16 protein-coding genes and 1 tRNA gene are annotated in these 15,014 nt (G+C 50.0%); 3 read left to right on the forward strand and 14 right to left on the reverse strand.

Annotated features, from left to right (window positions below; all coding sequences use genetic code 11):
* Positions 1 to 63: 63 nt before the first annotated feature.
* Positions 64 to 1,110 (reverse strand): hydantoinase/oxoprolinase family protein, encoded by a 1,047-nt coding sequence (locus G006_RS0105665; RefSeq protein WP_020482204.1) that lies wholly within the window; start codon positions 1,108 to 1,110, stop codon positions 64 to 66.
* Between the two features lie 8 nt (positions 1,111 to 1,118).
* Entirely contained in the window at positions 1,119 to 2,111 is a 993-nt protein-coding gene (locus G006_RS0105670; RefSeq protein WP_020482205.1) for an ATP-grasp domain-containing protein, read from the reverse strand.
* A 20-nt stretch (positions 2,112 to 2,131) separates the two neighbouring features.
* Here G006_RS0105670 and G006_RS0105675 point away from each other — a divergent pair, with 20 nt between their 5' ends.
* Positions 2,132 to 2,860, forward strand: a complete 729-nt coding sequence (locus G006_RS0105675; RefSeq protein ID WP_020482206.1) for a HisA/HisF-related TIM barrel protein — start codon at positions 2,132 to 2,134, stop codon at positions 2,858 to 2,860.
* 10 nt (positions 2,861 to 2,870) lie between these two features.
* On the opposite strand, the gene fae is transcribed toward G006_RS0105675, so the two are convergent.
* The 5 genes from fae to G006_RS0105700 all read right to left on the reverse strand — a co-directional run bounded on the left by fae (position 2,871) and on the right by G006_RS0105700 (position 7,411).
* On the reverse strand, positions 2,871 to 3,386 hold the full coding sequence (fae, locus tag G006_RS0105680; RefSeq protein WP_020482207.1) for a formaldehyde-activating enzyme: 516 nt from the start codon (positions 3,384 to 3,386) through the stop codon (positions 2,871 to 2,873).
* 85 nt (positions 3,387 to 3,471) lie between these two features.
* A complete protein-coding gene (locus G006_RS0105685) occupies positions 3,472 to 4,317 on the reverse strand; it encodes a triphosphoribosyl-dephospho-CoA synthase (protein WP_235048831.1) in 846 nt (281 codons plus the stop codon).
* Positions 4,318 to 4,331: 14 nt separating this feature from the next.
* Positions 4,332 to 5,234 carry an ATP-grasp domain-containing protein gene (locus tag G006_RS0105690; RefSeq protein ID WP_026146870.1) on the reverse strand — a complete coding sequence of 301 codons (903 nt, stop codon included), beginning with the start codon at positions 5,232 to 5,234 and terminating at the stop codon, positions 4,332 to 4,334.
* A gap of 87 nt (positions 5,235 to 5,321) precedes the next feature.
* Positions 5,322 to 6,305, reverse strand: coding sequence for a methenyltetrahydromethanopterin cyclohydrolase (mch, locus tag G006_RS0105695; protein WP_020482210.1), 984 nt, complete (start codon positions 6,303 to 6,305; stop codon positions 5,322 to 5,324).
* Between the two features lie 5 nt (positions 6,306 to 6,310).
* A complete protein-coding gene (locus tag G006_RS0105700) occupies positions 6,311 to 7,411 on the reverse strand; it encodes an ATP-grasp domain-containing protein (protein ID WP_081607892.1) in 1,101 nt (366 codons plus the stop codon).
* A gap of 75 nt (positions 7,412 to 7,486) precedes the next feature.
* Between G006_RS0105700 and G006_RS0105705 the strand changes: the two genes are divergently transcribed.
* Positions 7,487 to 7,576: transfer RNA gene (locus G006_RS0105705), tRNA-Ser, on the forward strand.
* Between the two features lie 315 nt (positions 7,577 to 7,891).
* Here G006_RS0105705 and G006_RS28600 read toward each other — a convergent pair.
* Positions 7,892 to 8,218 carry a hypothetical protein gene (locus tag G006_RS28600; RefSeq protein ID WP_020482212.1) on the reverse strand — a complete coding sequence of 109 codons (327 nt, stop codon included), beginning with the start codon at positions 8,216 to 8,218 and terminating at the stop codon, positions 7,892 to 7,894.
* Between the two features lie 272 nt (positions 8,219 to 8,490).
* Here G006_RS28600 and G006_RS25040 point away from each other — a divergent pair, with 272 nt between their 5' ends.
* Positions 8,491 to 9,321 (forward strand): recombinase family protein, encoded by an 831-nt coding sequence (locus G006_RS25040; protein ID WP_020482213.1) that lies wholly within the window; start codon positions 8,491 to 8,493, stop codon positions 9,319 to 9,321.
* A 59-nt stretch (positions 9,322 to 9,380) separates the two neighbouring features.
* Here the strand turns inward: G006_RS25040 and G006_RS0105720 are convergent, their stop codons facing one another.
* The 6 genes from G006_RS0105720 to G006_RS0105745 form a co-directional block, all read right to left on the reverse strand.
* Positions 9,381 to 10,043, reverse strand: coding sequence for a hypothetical protein (locus G006_RS0105720; RefSeq protein WP_020482214.1), 663 nt, complete (start codon positions 10,041 to 10,043; stop codon positions 9,381 to 9,383).
* 28 nt (positions 10,044 to 10,071) lie between these two features.
* Positions 10,072 to 10,626 (reverse strand): cyclin-dependent kinase inhibitor 3 family protein, encoded by a 555-nt coding sequence (locus tag G006_RS0105725; RefSeq protein ID WP_020482215.1) that lies wholly within the window; start codon positions 10,624 to 10,626, stop codon positions 10,072 to 10,074.
* 37 nt (positions 10,627 to 10,663) lie between these two features.
* Positions 10,664 to 11,701 carry a 23S rRNA (adenine(2503)-C(2))-methyltransferase RlmN gene (rlmN, locus tag G006_RS0105730; RefSeq protein ID WP_020482216.1) on the reverse strand — a complete coding sequence of 346 codons (1,038 nt, stop codon included), beginning with the start codon at positions 11,699 to 11,701 and terminating at the stop codon, positions 10,664 to 10,666.
* Between the two features lie 93 nt (positions 11,702 to 11,794).
* A complete protein-coding gene (locus tag G006_RS0105735; protein ID WP_235048832.1) occupies positions 11,795 to 12,610 on the reverse strand; it encodes a copper resistance protein B in 816 nt (271 codons plus the stop codon).
* Positions 12,597 to 14,297, reverse strand: coding sequence for a copper resistance system multicopper oxidase (locus tag G006_RS25045; protein ID WP_051067670.1), 1,701 nt, complete (start codon positions 14,295 to 14,297; stop codon positions 12,597 to 12,599). The genes G006_RS0105735 and G006_RS25045 overlap by 14 nt, the downstream gene beginning before the upstream one ends.
* Positions 14,298 to 14,450: 153 nt before the next feature.
* Complete coding sequence (locus tag G006_RS0105745; protein ID WP_033194073.1) at positions 14,451 to 14,858, reverse strand: DUF2750 domain-containing protein; 408 nt, start codon at positions 14,856 to 14,858, stop codon at positions 14,451 to 14,453.
* Between the last annotated feature and the right edge of the window lie 156 nt (positions 14,859 to 15,014).

Below are 15,014 nucleotides of genomic sequence, written 5' to 3' on the forward strand. Positions count from 1 at the left end.
ACGGCCGGAATGTGCCGCAAGGACATGATTTGCAATACACCGATTTTACCCCAGCCATGGGCTTTAACCAAACCGGCCGGCAAGATAAGCCACGGCGGCGGCCGGCGCGCAGTCGGCAGCATCTATACCATTGGTTTTAGGGGGTGATGACAGCAAATCGTTAAAGTCAAGATACTCAACTCCCAAATCCCGGGCAATGTCCCGCGCCAAAAACCGGCCGACGCCGGCACCGACAAATTGGATTGCCGAGCGAGATTTTGCCTTTTGAAACTGCCTGACACAAGCCTGACTAATTTTGTGATGTTGCTTGGTTTTAATCTGCTCGGCAAATGCCGCCCAGAGTGCGTGATCGCTCTCACTGAACTCGTAACCGGTCAGTCGCGACAAGCGACGGGCGCTGGCCGAAATCGACTTTTCCGCGCCATCGGCGGTGTCGCTCTGATCGTGAGCTTCGTTTAAATCGCCGGTCAAGCGATACACATCGGCCATTGTCGCAAAATACTCGGCCATCAAGCCCATTTGTTGACCGTTGAATTCCGCTTCTTGCGCAATTGCCATTACCGCCGTACGGACAATCCCGGTATACACTAGCTCGCCGGAGACCAAGCGCTGATAGTCGGTAAAGCCTTGCACTTTGAGCTGATGATTTTCGACCAGCAAAATATCGGTAGTGGTACTGCCTATATCCACAAATAAGGCATTTGGCAGGCGCTTTGCCACCAGTAACAAGCTGGCTAACCAGTTAGCGGAGGCGATGTCCATGCAATCGGCCGACTGAATTTGCGCTGCCGGCAAAAAGCCGCGCAAGCCGGCAAATACCGATACCCTCTCGGCGTTGAAATGCTCGCAAACTGCCTGAACGATGGCATTGACGCCCTGCTCGCGACTGGTAAAGCAATCCACCAGTTCGCCGGTCATCGTCACGGCATGCTGGCAAGCTTGCAAATCGAACTGGCCGGCCAAATCGGCCAAAGTGCCATGCAAGAAATCCACGCCCTTCCATAGCGGACAAGCCTGCTGAGCAACTGCCTGGACATGCCCGGACTCATCGAGCAACGCCAATTTGACGTGCGCACCGCCAATGTCCCAACCTGCAATCTGTTTGTTCATTCTGCTTTTTAATTGATACTGATTTGAACCGTTTCATTTCGACAGGCCTGCAACACCGGGTCGGCATGCCGCAGGCGCAAAACCTGTTCGGCGACGTTGATGCCGGTCGCTTGCTGGATACCCACATAGGAACTGGTCAAACGCGGGTTGATTTCCAAAACTAGCGGACCTAATTCTGTGTTCTCGATAACATCAATACCGACATAGCCCCACAAGCCAGACATGGCTTCGGCGATTTGCTTTATCAGCTTATGATAAAAATCCAGCTTATCGGTTTGCATATTGACTAAACAGCCTTGCAAACTGAATCTGCCCTGCGCCAGAACGATTTGCTGGTGGTTGTAGCAGATAAGCCAGGCTTGGCCATGCTTGAACAAGCAAGACAAACTGGCAGATCGTCCGCCAATATAAGGCTGTAACACATAGCGTTGCGGATCTGTCAATTCGGCAATCTTGACCGGCAACTGTTCGGCATCGATTTGCCAACTATCAAGGCACCCGACGCCGTCGGCGATTTTGACAACAAGCTTATCCGCTCCGATACCCTCCTCCGCTTCGCTAAGCAAATGCGTTGCCACTGCCGGAATTATCCGTTTCTTCAAAGCTTGATAAGTTGCATACTTATTGGCGCATACGCTCAAGGTTGCAGGATTGGACAACAAAACCTCGACATTCGCGGCAATAGCCAGCTCGGCCAAGCTCTGCAACAAATTGTCGCTTTCCGGTGCGATTGGCCAAAACAAGTCGGCTTCATAAAGTAAATCCCGCAGCAGCGCAAAGATGTCGCCATTGGCACTTACTCTTACAATTTCCACTTGCGTCAGCATATCCGGTCTGGCACAACGTTCGTCAAGCGGTATGCATAGCTGAATATTTTCCAGACACTTCAGTTCGGCGATTAAAGCCTGTAACATCATCGCGCCTTCCGTCGCCAACGAAGCAGGCAATGCCTGTCCGACCAAACCGCCGCCGGTAATATATTCAAATACTAGAATTTTCAATTCTAAAACTCGCTTGGCCTATGCAGATTATTCCAGTCATTGATTTGAAAGACGGCCTGGTGGTCCATGCCGCAGGAGGCGACCGTAGTCGTTATCAAGCCGTACATCACACTTCGTCAATATGTGACAGCAGCGTGATAACCGAGGTCGTGACCTGTTTTTTAAAGCTGCATCCATTTCAAACGTTTTATATTGCCGACCTAGATGCTATTGACGGCAACGGCAATCACAACAATGCCATCGACACATTGCTTAGCCAATATCCAAACAAGGAGTTTTGGCTGGATAACGGCAGCAGCCTCCAAACCGCATATAAGGCCACTCAACCCTGCAAGTGTAAACCGGTCATTGGTACCGAATCGCAAGGGTTACCAGTTATTTTAAAAAACACCGATCTCATCCTGTCCCTGGATTTTAAACATAACCAGGCTTTAGGTCATCCGAGTTGGCTTGAAAGTCCTGAACTGTGGCCGGACACCGTTGTGGTGATGACCTTGGATTTGGTCGGCAGCAATAAAGGCCCGGACTTTGCAAAACTTAGCCAGCTTTGCAGGGATCATCCAAACAAACGTTTTGTCGCCGCTGGCGGGGTTCGGGACGTTAACGATCTGATGCGACTAGAAACTATCGGCATTGCCGCTGTGTTACTGGCCAGCGCCCTGCATAACGGCAGTATCGACGCCGTCGCACTGGAAAAATTTAGGCAAAAAAATACCCCGGCAAGCCGGGGTATCTTCGACAGCCTTTGAAACTAAAAACTTAAACGTTGTTAGCAGCAAATGGGTGTTTTGCACCAGATTTAGCAGCAACTACTTCTTTAGCAGTTGGAGTGCCTGCAACAGCGCGAGCAATTGCTTCTTTGGTGGCTTTGTAGTTGAATTCTTCGATTTTTGCATCGTCTTCAGCCAACCAGTGGATGAAAACACCAACAGAAATGAACAAATCGTCAGCTTCGTCAGCAGGGATAGTGCCGTCTTCAACGGAATCAGCAACAGCCATAGCAACAGCGCGTTGAGCTGGTCCAAACATTTGAACAGCTTGTTTTGCACCTTTGATGGTTACTTTGTTGAACAGGATGGTTGCAGGTTTAACCAACAGGTTAGGAGCAACAACAGCCAACAGAGTAGAGAAACCGTCTTTGTTGTTTGTCAAAGCATTTGCGAAAGCAGTTTCAGCTGCTGAGCCGCGTGGGCCGATGATCAAATCGATGTGAGCAATTTCGTTGCCTTCACCAACCAAAGATTCGCCAACGCGCAAGTTATTGATTTTTGCCATTTTAAATTTATCCCCTAAAGATAAGATTGAACCAAAAAAATAGACACTTTCGTGTCTCAAGATTGTAGTTTCTGCTTAGTTCCCTCTATAACCCACCGGTTCCTTCACCGATAAGTTGTTCCAGAAGCACCACCAGTACTGTCGCTACAGTTATGTCAGCTGTTGTACCCGGATTGATCCTTTGTGCCTTAAAAGCTTTGTCCAGATCATACAAAACTGGCAAAAGCTCTTCAGGCTCACAAGCTGTTTGCATTGCTCTATCGAGCTTATGCATCTCAGCCCTGATCCACTCTGAATACCGCTCTCCATACTTCCGCTCAATATGACTATCGGGATATTGAGCCAACATTGCGGCAAAAACCGCTAACGCAGCCCAAGCACAATCGCCAGACAAAACGAAAGCACGATTATATCGTAAAACGCCGAAATCAAAAACGTCTTTAAAAATAGTTGCGTATTGCAGGGCAATTCTGTCCTTTTCAGCGGCAAAAACCATGGCTTCGGTCAGCGTCACATCCGCCGGTTTTTGTACGTCGTGCTGCGCGGATTCGCCCAAACCGGCCGGCGCAGCTAAGGTGACAGCCTTGAAAACCCAATCTGCATCCTCGCGGGTCGTATTTTCCAGTAATAGCCGTAAACCATCATGCAAGTTTTCGCCCCTGCTTAGGCTGGCAGCCACCTGCAACAAAGGCGCGCAAAGCAAAATAATACCCAAATTGGTATTACAAGCCACCGCCTCGCGGGTTGCCTTAACTGCGTAATATATTTTTTCACCCAAACTGAATTGCGGATCGGTGATAGGCTGACTGCTAACTTGGGCGCTGACACGAAAATCCTCAACCGTCATATCGTCAGCAGCACTATAAACACTGACATTTCCGGGCTTGAACGCTCGCAACTCGGTTTCGCAAGCTTGCAAGTACACTTCCATCAGTTTTTGCCGGCTCAACATACTTTTGCCAATTCGCAATAACGGTCAAGCAAATCCGCCACCAGACACTCGGCGATGTTGATGTCGCAGACACTTTGCAAACCTTTCCAGGCCGGCACGCTGTTTACTTCGATGATGCGATAACAACCGTCCGCATCCTGAATCACATCTACCCCGGCATAGTCCATTTTTAGCGCCGCGACGGCGGCAATCGCCAGCTCTACCAAAGCCGGCTCCAGTTCTATGCATTCGCAAGACGCGCCTCTGGCCACATTATTCAACCAAGAGATTCCCCGCCGACGCATGGCAGCCACGGCCCTGCCGTTGATCACGAACACGCGCACATCGGAATAGCCGTCACCGGCGCATTCGACAAAACGCTGCAAATAAAAAATACCGTGGCTGCTAGTCAGCCACAATAAATCGGTGGATTTTTCGATACGCCGGATGCCTTCGCCTTGCGAACCGAACAAGGGTTTACTGATGAGATAATAGCCTGCACACAACTGTTGTTCAGCAATCGCTAATGCTTCGTCACGATCCCGCAATACCCAGGTCATTGCCGTCGGCAATCCGCCGTGTTGCAGCAAAAAACTGGTCATGCCTTTATCGACGCTGCGCTCGATAGCGCCGGCATCGTTATAAACCGGTACGCCCAGGATTTTTAAGGCGTGCAAAACATCCAAATAAAACACCACCTCTTCCAGCGAACCTCCGGGCACCCCGCGCACGAAGACCGCCGCCGGCAATTCTTGCTCAAAACCGGGAATAACAATCGGCAAATCCGAGACCGTTAACTGCAATTTGCAGGCAGTCAGCGAGACATATTCGGCGGCATAACCGCGCTCGGCAAAAGCCAAGCACAACTGCTTGCCGTGCCAACCCGGATCATCGGTAATTATTGCTATTCGGTGCAAGGAGATGTGTGTCGAAAAAGTTAGCGATACAAGCTAACTGACCTTGCCCAGCAAGGCCAGTTAACTGTCGAAGAGAGTTAGAGCGAATTAAGCGCCGAACGACAGATCGAGCAAGGCGTTGTCAAGCTTGCCGGCCCGGAAGCTTTTGCCGGATTCGACAGCGGTAACGATAACGCTGGCAGGGCTGAACAACATCGCATCGACTTTGAAGAAATCGTATTCGTAAGCTTTGAAAATTTCGGCAAAGGGTTTGCCGTAATCTTTAGAGGTGGAGCTTGGCAATTCCTTGGCCAGTTTCTCCGCCGCTTCGTCGCTGCCTTTGACGAACAAATGCACCTGGCCGGCGAACAAAATAGCGTCGTTAGTTCTGCCCATCGCTTTAACGAAATTCGGATGTGGAGGACAAATCGGCGCACTGCCGGAACCGTCGACGATGTTTTCCAACGGGAAATGCAACGCATGGGCTTTGTGCATTGCCACTTCCAACACCCGGCCGACTACTTGTACGCCGCCAGCCAGACTGCTGGTTGGCGTAACGATGATGGTCAGATTGGCTGGCGATACGCCACAAGCCGCCGCGACTTTCTCGACGATTTCCACCGGCGGTAACGCATCGTTTTCGATGACTAAAGCGGTTTGTTCCGCGCTATCGCGGTATTCCAATTCCTTATAAAGCTCTTCCACCGGCTCGACCGCACCATCCTTGACTTTGGTGGCCATCGCCCGCGCCGGACCTGAACCCAGAGCATAATATTTGCCATGCGACAAACTCCAACCCGCATATTGACTACCCAGGCAAGACAACACCGGATTGCTCGCATGTACGTTAATGGTCAGCGGCCAATTACTGGTGTACGGGCTTTGCGAGATCGTTGCAGTACCTAAGCCGCCCATACAGATTTCCGTGATAATCCGTCCGGCTTCCAAACCGCCCGGCACTTTGATACCGGCATCAATGATCGTGCAGCCGTTTTCCAGCTTTTCGATACCCAACCGTAATTTATCCGCGTTATCCAGCAGTTGTTGAACCAAGGGCTGGGAAAATTTATTGACGCTTGCCTGGTATTGCATGAGTTTTAAAGACCTGTTTCCAAAAGATTTGCAAGGATGCGTTGTTGGCGATGCACATTATCCAGCACCTGCCCCGAGTTTTTTCCGGTGGCAATAATACTGCATATCGGCTCGCCTGTGGCAACAATTGCGCCGGAATTAGGCCTGTCCACTGCCCATATCGGCCATGCCAGTCGCTCGGGAATCGTGACTTTTTTTTGCGCATAAATTATTTGATAAGCATTCGGCTCCTTCGATAATTCGACACTATCATCCAGCCGGTTTTGACAAGCGTGTAGATGTTTCAAGAGCAGCGATTTACCATAAAGCTGGGCGCTAGCGGAGATCCGCGCGTTGATTTCCAACACGTAACATTTGCCGTCACGCAGGATAAAATCCATGCTGTTTAAACCGTGCAATCCATAGGCATTAACAAGCTTATCCAACCAATCGGCAACATCAGTCTGAATAGACATAGAAACCTGGGCATGGCTGACAATCCCCTGAAACAGAAACGATTGCCCGCCATCCGAATTTACAGTCCATTGCTCGTTAAAACCGATCAGCTCAACCCCATCACGACTCGCCGCAAACAACACGGACATTGAACGGCCTTCGATATAGCGCTGCCAATAGCCGTCGGCAAACTCGTCATTATTACAGAGTCTAATCCCCAAGCCGCCCTCGCCGCGCCAAGGCTTTAACAACCAGTCAAAACCATCCTCAGGCTTCGTAAACACCACCGGCGGATGCCGAATTGACAACGAATCGAGTCTGGCAAAAAAATCACGCTTGTCCTGGACCCGTTGAAAAATAGCTGCAGAATTCCCAATAATCCGCCAATCCTTTTCCAGACTGCTCAAGGTTTCCGGGTAAGTTTCCAAACCACTGCCGTATAACAATTCGGTTAAGCCGTAAATCTTCCGAACCGCTGCCACTGCACCCCTAACATCATCCCAGGCCAGTGAAGCCACCTGATATGTCTGCTTTGCCATTTGCCGAGTATCGCTATCGGCAAAGCAATCAATAGACACCACTTCGCATCTGGAATCGACGCACATTTGCACCAACATCCGCGTCGATTTGGCAATTACTAACAAACACTTAGGTACTAAACAAGATTGCATTCGGTTGCAGCGTGAAAATGGAACGGCAAAAAACACTGGATTTTAAAATATTTTCTGTAATAATACGCGGCTGTTGGAGAGCTGGCTGAGCGGTCGAAAGCGGCGGTCTTGAAAACCGTTGAAGGTTTATCCCTTCCTGGGGTTCGAATCCCTAGCTCTCCGCCATTATATACAGTTAGGGCCTTGATAAATAACGACTTATCAAGGCCTTAATTTTTTCTACCCTACTCTCTACCCTACTTTTGATTCTAATAACCATAACTGATTCCATTTCAGTGGGCGTTATTTGATACAGAACCATTATCAGCCATTTGTCGACTCCGCGCACGATCTGAGGCAAAGCTCGCAAAGTTATTAGCATCCTGCCGTAACAAAGTCACAGCTACGACATCAGCAAACCAGCCTTAGCCTTATTTCAGCCTTTTAACTCATTTGATTGGGCTCAATACGCATTTTTGTGTAGGGAGCCTTCAATGGCGATTAAACAATGCCTCGCTTGCGGCCAGTCTTTTCAACCACGTCCACAAGTTCCACTGCAAACCTATTGCTCAGTGCCTTCATGCCAACAGCATCGTAAACGGCAATGGCACAGCAACAAACTGCAAACAGACCCTGATTATCAAGAGAACCAACAACGGGCGCAACAATCGTGGATAGAGCGCAATCCTGATTATTGGCGTCAATACCGTGAATCTCATCCAAAGTATGTTGATCGTAATCGTACTTTGCAACGGACACGCAGCGCCAAAGCCAAAAATATTCGAATTGCAAATATGGACGCGTCAACTCCAGCAAAGGCGCTGCCATCAGGGATTTACAGACTAAGTTTGGTGACAGAAACCAATAATGTAAAGATGGACGTTTGGACCGTAGAAATCACGGTACATGCTTGCGAATGTCGGCCATAAGCCAGTGTTGCAAAGAGATGACTTGATCGGCAAACCAATCTGATTCTTATACCGTATTGTCAGTTTTCTCTTGGTAAACCCTGGATTTGGCTGTCCCCGCTTAGAAGATAGCTCCTGTCCACAAGTGGCTTAGCGAGGGCCTAATTTTCATGCGATCGGGGATCATCAGGTTTGATTAATCAAATTGAATCCAACGAAGAACAGCCAGAAACGTTCGTCAAATTACGCGCAGTGGAATATGTGCGAATGTCGACCGAGCACCAGCAGTACTCCACAGAAAATCAGTCTGACAAAATCCGCGAATACGCCGCTCGTCATGATATAGAGATCGTAAGAACCTACACCGATGCCGGAAAAAGCGGTTTGCGAATCGATGGCCGAGTTTCGCTACAACAGTTGTTGAAAGATGTTGAAAGTGGCTCTGCCGACTTTTCAATGATTTTGGTTTATGACGTTAGCCGCTGGGGACGATTCCAGGATGCTGATGAGAGCGCTTACTATGAATATCGGTGTCGGAAAGCAGGAATTCAAGTTACTTACTGTGCCGAACAGTTTGAAAACGACGGTTCACCTGTTTCCACCATTGTCAAAGGCGTTAAACGCGCTATGGCGGGTGAATACAGCCGAGAATTGTCGGCTAAGGTTTTCGCCGGGCAGTCTCGACTGATTGAGCTCGGTTTTCGTCAAGGCGGCCCTGCTGGCTATGGCCTACGACGGGTATTACTCGATCAAAACGGTTCCATTAAAGCCGAACTGGCCAGAGGCGAACATAAAAGCCTGCAAACCGACCGTGTCATCCTCATGCCTGGTCCCGAGGCGGAAATCCGCACCGTCAATTTGATGTATCACTGGTTCATCGAGGATGGACTGGTCGAGTCCGAAATTGCCGAACGCTTGAACGGCATGGAAATACATACTGACCTGGACCGGCAGTGGACTCGCGCAACGGTGCAAGAGATCCTGACCAATGAAAAATACATTGGTAACAATATCTACTCATAGTTGGGCACTATACATAGGGGTCGAAGGCGTCCTATCAATCGATTCTCCAGTAAGTTAGGCTAGTGCCCAGCCATATCAGCTTTGCGTGCAATCATCTTTTCGGCCAGCGCATGACTGCCGCCGCTATCACTGATGACTTGCCGAATGCTTTCGTCGGGAATCCTTAACACCACCAAAATGGCCTGCTTGATGTCTTCAGGACTCATGTCTGCGAAGAGTTTGCCGGCATGTGGGTTGCCATCGTCGCCGCGCAGCACGTCTAGTTCGTCCACGCTGGTGCCGAATGCTTTGCCTTTGGGATCGCCCTGAGCCCGGAATGCCAGTGCGCCGCCCACATCCAGTGTCAACACGTTGCCGTTGACAACACCTTGGTTATCGCCATTGAAGCCGGCGGCGTCCCAGTTGGCGGTCCAGGCATGCACACCAAACCACTGCTGAGCTTGTTTGCGTTCGCTTTCGTTGAGATGAGCGATGCATTTCTTGTCGAGTTCCACCCACTCTGTCGCCACCTGGTCCGCCGCTATTGTTCTCACATAGGTCAAAGTGGGCGCTCCAGCCAGTTGATAGAGCTTGGCTGCGATCAGTTCATTGCGCGCATGCGCCGCAGATTCCAGGGTTTTCACGTAGTAGCGTCGACCTTTACCGTCCTGAAAAACGCCTGCGGGATTGGTACCCAATTGCCCGCCAATCCGTTGCATGGTCGTGGTATCAATAGTTGGCATAGCTGCACGTATCGCTATATTCCCCGGCTTAAGGGATGGGTTTAGTGCGACGCACCAGCGCCAATTGCGCAGGCGTTTCGATGGCACCCTTACGCACGTGCCGAACGGTCTGGATCGCCTCTTCGGTATCCATTCCCAATTCCACTAACAGCCGCGCCGCGATCATACCCGCCCGGCCCAAACCGCCTTTGCAATGCACGAGCAAGTCATCGCCGTTCCGCAACATCTCGCGGATCTCGCGGCCTTGCGTGACCCAATGCTGTTCAAAAGCTTGAGTAGGCACGGAAAAGTCGGCAATCGGCAGATGTAACCAGGCTATGCCGCGTCTGCGAATTTCATGTCCGAGTTGCGGCACCTTGAGAGCTTTAAGCTCTGCGGGTTCGACGAGCGTCAACACCAGTTTTGCCCCCCAAGCAGCGATGGCATCCAAATCGATACCGAGGTCGCGCTCCCAGGCACCCGTGTAAGCAAAGTGGTCGTACTTGCCGGGGCAGAAAGTAATGCCGATCCGTCCATGCGCAGGACTCGCACGTACTTCTGCAATCTGAAGCGGGTGTGTATGGCTGGTCCGCACAGCTGTCATATTGCCATCCTGCCGAAATATTGAAGGGAGGAATTTTTTAATTTTTAGAATTAAGTTGCCCGCATGCCGCTAATACATCATCACCTTTAGTGCCTCTTATTAAAGTCGGGATTCTAAATTCATCTAATACTGCTTTAAAGTTTTCGACCTCATGCAAATCAGGACTCTGGTAACGTGAGCCAGGGAATGCGTTAAAAGGAATTAAGTTTATATAAGCACGTTTACCTGCCAGTAACGCCCCCAATTTTTTAGCATCATCCGCAGAGTCATTGAAACCTTTTATCAGAATATATTCATAGGTAATAAATTGCTTTTTATGCAAAGGAATCTTATCAATATAGGATAGGACTTCATCCAACGGATATTTTCTATTAATGGGAATAAGCTCATTCCTCTTTTCTGTGAACGGTGAATGCAGCGATAATGCCAAGTTCACGCCGGGAACCTCCTGGATCCATCTTTTAAGCCCAGGAATATAACCCGCCGTTGAAATTGTAATTTTTTGCACACCTATTGATGTGCCGTGTTGCGCTAAAAAAATTTCACAGGCTTTTTTAACGGCATCAAAGTTATGTAAAGGTTCGCCCTGCCCCATAAAAACAATATTTAAAATCCGCTCTTCTCCAGGCCTATTGCTTGCCAACCAACGCCAAGCCTGCAGAAACTGCCCAACAATTTCACCGGTAGTCAAATTCCGCTTAAGTCCTTGTTCGCCGGTAAAACAAAAAGAGCAATTCATTGCGCAGCCAACCTGCGATGACAGGCAAATAGAATATTTATTGTTAAACGGAATAAGGACAGTTTCGACTTTATGATTGTCTTTGAGCTTAAAAAGAAACTTTACTGTTCGATCTTTTGACGACTCATGAACCAAATCGATTTCCGGCAGAGAAAAGTCGAATTGTTGTTCAAAAAAAGCCAATGAGGATTTTGAAATATTATCACGACATTGAATGTTTTCTTTTTTCTTATAATGCCAATTAAATAGAACTCCCGCTACCGATTGGTTTAAATTATTCTGATTTATAACCGTTTCTAAATCAGAATAACTTAAGTCGTAAAATGATTGTTTCAAAAACTTTCTCCTGGCAATTCCAATAGTCTGCCAATCCCCATTGGCTTGAAAATTGGACTTTATTTTTTCAAAAATATACTGGTCCGAAACGACTTAATACCAAAGCCGCACACCCACGACACCGCGCAAACTGTGCTGGTGCTCGCGGAGCGATGCTTCCTCGACATAGTCCATGCCTACGTAAGGCGCAAATTCGCGTTCGATCTCATAACGTAAGCGAAAACCAGCTTCAAATTCGGTAACGCCTGCTTTCACGCCGCGATTTTGTATGTCCTCCGCCGCCACATTCACTTCCACGCGCGGCTGTAGAATTAGCCGTTGAGTCAACAGCATTTCGTAACCCAGCGTCAAACGTCCCAACACATTGCCTTTCTCGTTGATGAACATCGCGCTGTCCACTTCGATGAAATACGGTGCCAGCCCTTGAAAACCGATCACTGCATCGAAAGTACGTTCCGGTTCTATCGCCCGCCGCGCACCGATTTGAAAATCCCAAAACGTGTCGATATTGCGACTGTATAGGATCTGTAAATCGGCGCGGCCGAAGATATTTTGATCGGCGGAATAATCGCCTTCCGATTTCAACCAAAGCTTGTTTTCGTCGGTGCCGGTCCAGTTCTGCACATCCCATTTGAACAGATGCAGCCCTTGGTTGCCTTCGTATTCCAGCCTGTCGGCCTTGAAATGATTGAAAATCATCGAGCTGTCGTGCGCAGTTGCGGCAGAACAATACAGCGCTAGCAGCAGACAGAACCAAACATGTATATTTCTATTAAACGAGACCTTAGAAGTCATCGTTCCCGTGCAGAAGGAAGCCCAGTCGTCACGCTGGATTCCCGCTTTCGAGGGAATGACGGTCACGGAGTACTTGCGGGTCATCGTGGAGAACCAGGCATTACTGATGCTCATGTTTCGCCTTTTCTACGATTAATTTACGAAACATGCCGGTATCCATGTGATAGAGCAAATGACAATGAAAGGCCCACTCCCCTTCCGCATCGGCTGGTACATCGACGCTGACAGTCTGACCGGGTTTGACGTTGATCACATGTTTTTTCGGGTTGTACATGCCGTTACCGTTGTCCAAATACTGCCAGAGGCCGTGAATATGGATAGGGTGGTTCATCATGGTTTCGTTGACATAGGTAAAGCGAATCCGTTCGCCGAACTTGACCCGAATCGGTTCCGCATCGGCGTATTTGGTGTCGTCGAACGACCAAATGTAGCGTTGCATATTACCGGTTAACCGCAACGTGATTTCCCGATCCGGCGGCCCCATCAGCACGTGATTGGGTTGCGTGGCGATTAACTGGCTATAGCTCAATGGCTTTGCTGTGTCGCTGGTATCCGCAACAGGCATCACATGCCCGGCATGCGGGTTTGGCGGTGTCTCGACAGTTACATGCTGATGGCCGGCGTGTTGAGTCATGGTGGGGTCGGGTTTAGCCGAGAGTTCCGTATGCGCGTGGCTAACTTCCTCGCTGGCAGGTGGCTGAAGCGATGTTTGATGAGCGGTGTGACCGGCATGTTCCCCGCCCATATCTGCCAAGGTCAACAAGGTCATGGGCCGCAACGCCGGCAGTTCGGCATGCAGGTCCGCGCGCGGCGTCAACGTCGCGTTGGCATAACCGCTGCGATCCATCGCTTCGGCAAAAATACTGTAAGCCTGTTCGGTTTGCGGCTGCACCAACACATCGTAGGTTTCCGCCACCGCAATCCGGAATTCCGCCACATCGACCGGCTCGACGGGTTGCCCGTCGGCGGCAATCACCGTCATTTTCAGACCCGGCAGGCGCACGTCAAAATGCGTCATCGCCGAAGCGTTGATAAAGCGCAAACGCAGTTTTTCGCCTGGTTTGAATAGATATAGCGGTTTCGCTTCGGCGGTTTGGCCGTTGATCAAAAACCGGTAATTGGCGCCGGTCACGTCGGCCAGATCGGTAGGCTCCATACGCATCTCGCCCCAGACTAGCCGATCGCTAACGGTTTCCCAAAAACCCAAGCGCTGAATATCGGCGAAGAAATCACCGACCGTGCGCTGCTGAAAATTGTAATAGTCACTTTGTTTTTTTAAGCGCGCCATGGTCCGCGCCGGGTCCGCGCGCGGCCAATCGGACAGCATGACCACATAATCGCGATCCACCTTTTGCTGCTCCTGTTGCGGGGCTATGATCAGCGCTCCAAACAAGCCCTGTTGTTCCTGCATCCCGGAATGGCCGTGATACCAGTAGGTGCCGCTTTGCTTGATTTTAAATTGATAGGTAAAGGTCTGGCCGGGCGCAATACCGTCGAAACTGATGCCCGGCACGCCGTCCATTTGGTAAGGCAGAATGATGCCGTGCCAGTGTATTGAAGTAGATTCTTTGAGTAGATTAGTGACTTGCAAGGTCACATCCTCGCCTTCCCGCCAATGCAAGGTAGGCGCCGGCAAAGCCTCGTCCGCGACCACGGCCTGCTGGGTGTCGCCAATCAGATTGATCGATTTTTCCGAGATCGATAGACGATAAACATCGGCCTGGGTCCCGCTGGACACCAAGCTAGCCAGCAATAGCCAAGCCGCAGAATACCTAGCGCCGGAGAAATCCCAATAGTGCATAACACCTCATAAAGACCGATTAGCAGGTGTTTACTCTAACATTTTTAAAACTTTACTGAACGCCAACGCGGGTTTTGCTGGTGACTAATTAGCGCGGCCGCAATATCGGTGCTCCCGCGTGCCGCAAGCTCGGTCAGGCTCTGGGTTACGGCGTTAATCGTCCAACACAAAGTCGCGCGAATCGCGCATGCCTTCCAGAAAATTAAACAGCCGTTGCGGACTGATCAGACAGCCCGCCGCCGCTTTTCGGGGCATGATTTCCACCAGGACGCCCTGTGCGGTCAGCTTGTTCAAGACTTGATACATGAAAAAATCCAGCGTCTCCGCCACCCCTATCATGTTTTCCCATTCGCCGACCGCCGCCTCGTCAGCGTAGCGCCGGTAGGGCCAGACCGGCAAGGTTTCGTGGCCGTCCACCACCCGCAAAATCCATTGCCGGCTTTCTTTCAAACCCCAGACTTCGTCCATTTCGACGATGCGATACATAAAATATTCCAACAGATCTTCGTCGCTCATGGACTGAGCCGCATCATATTCTTCTTGGTAAGGTTCGTAGCGCATGGTACCGATCCGGTAATGGAAAACCACATTGCAGCAATAATCGCACCACGGTAATCCGCCGTCAGCGAGCCCGCCAAACTCGGCGAATTGTCAGTTTTACGCGCAAATTTAGCGTATTGCTGCGCGTTGACTAATCGATTTATTGTCGCATAACCG

It is taken from the genome of Methylomonas sp. MK1, assembly GCF_000365425.1.
Classification (GTDB): Bacteria; Pseudomonadota; Gammaproteobacteria; order Methylococcales; family Methylomonadaceae; genus Methylomonas.

What these genes read in the sequence shown, in the direction of transcription:
- G006_RS0105685 (WP_235048831.1), bottom strand. Translation starts at nt 4,317, where the DNA reads ATGGAAGTGTACTTGCAAGCTTGCGAAACCGAGTTGCGAGCGTTCAAG.
- G006_RS0105725 (WP_020482215.1), bottom strand. Translation starts at nt 10,626, where the DNA reads ATGACAGCTGTGCGGACCAGCCATACACACCCGCTTCAGATTGCAGAA.
- G006_RS0105665 (WP_020482204.1), bottom strand. Translation starts at nt 1,110, where the DNA reads ATGAACAAACAGATTGCAGGTTGGGACATTGGCGGTGCGCACGTCAAA.
- fae (WP_020482207.1), bottom strand. Translation starts at nt 3,386, where the DNA reads ATGGCAAAAATCAATAACTTGCGCGTTGGCGAATCTTTGGTTGGTGAA.
- G006_RS0105700 (WP_081607892.1), bottom strand. Translation starts at nt 7,411, where the DNA reads ATGCAATCTTGTTTAGTACCTAAGTGTTTGTTAGTAATTGCCAAATCG.
- G006_RS0105720 (WP_020482214.1), bottom strand. Translation starts at nt 10,043, where the DNA reads ATGCCAACTATTGATACCACGACCATGCAACGGATTGGCGGGCAATTG.
- G006_RS0105745 (WP_033194073.1), bottom strand. Translation starts at nt 14,858, where the DNA reads ATGCGCTACGAACCTTACCAAGAAGAATATGATGCGGCTCAGTCCATG.
- G006_RS28600 (WP_020482212.1), bottom strand. Translation starts at nt 8,218, where the DNA reads ATGGCAGCGCCTTTGCTGGAGTTGACGCGTCCATATTTGCAATTCGAA.
- G006_RS0105675 (WP_020482206.1), top strand. Translation starts at nt 2,132, where the DNA reads ATGCAGATTATTCCAGTCATTGATTTGAAAGACGGCCTGGTGGTCCAT.
- G006_RS25045 (WP_051067670.1), bottom strand. Translation starts at nt 14,297, where the DNA reads ATGCACTATTGGGATTTCTCCGGCGCTAGGTATTCTGCGGCTTGGCTA.
- G006_RS0105735 (WP_235048832.1), bottom strand. Translation starts at nt 12,610, where the DNA reads ATGAGCATCAGTAATGCCTGGTTCTCCACGATGACCCGCAAGTACTCC.
- mch (WP_020482210.1), bottom strand. Translation starts at nt 6,305, where the DNA reads ATGCAATACCAGGCAAGCGTCAATAAATTTTCCCAGCCCTTGGTTCAA.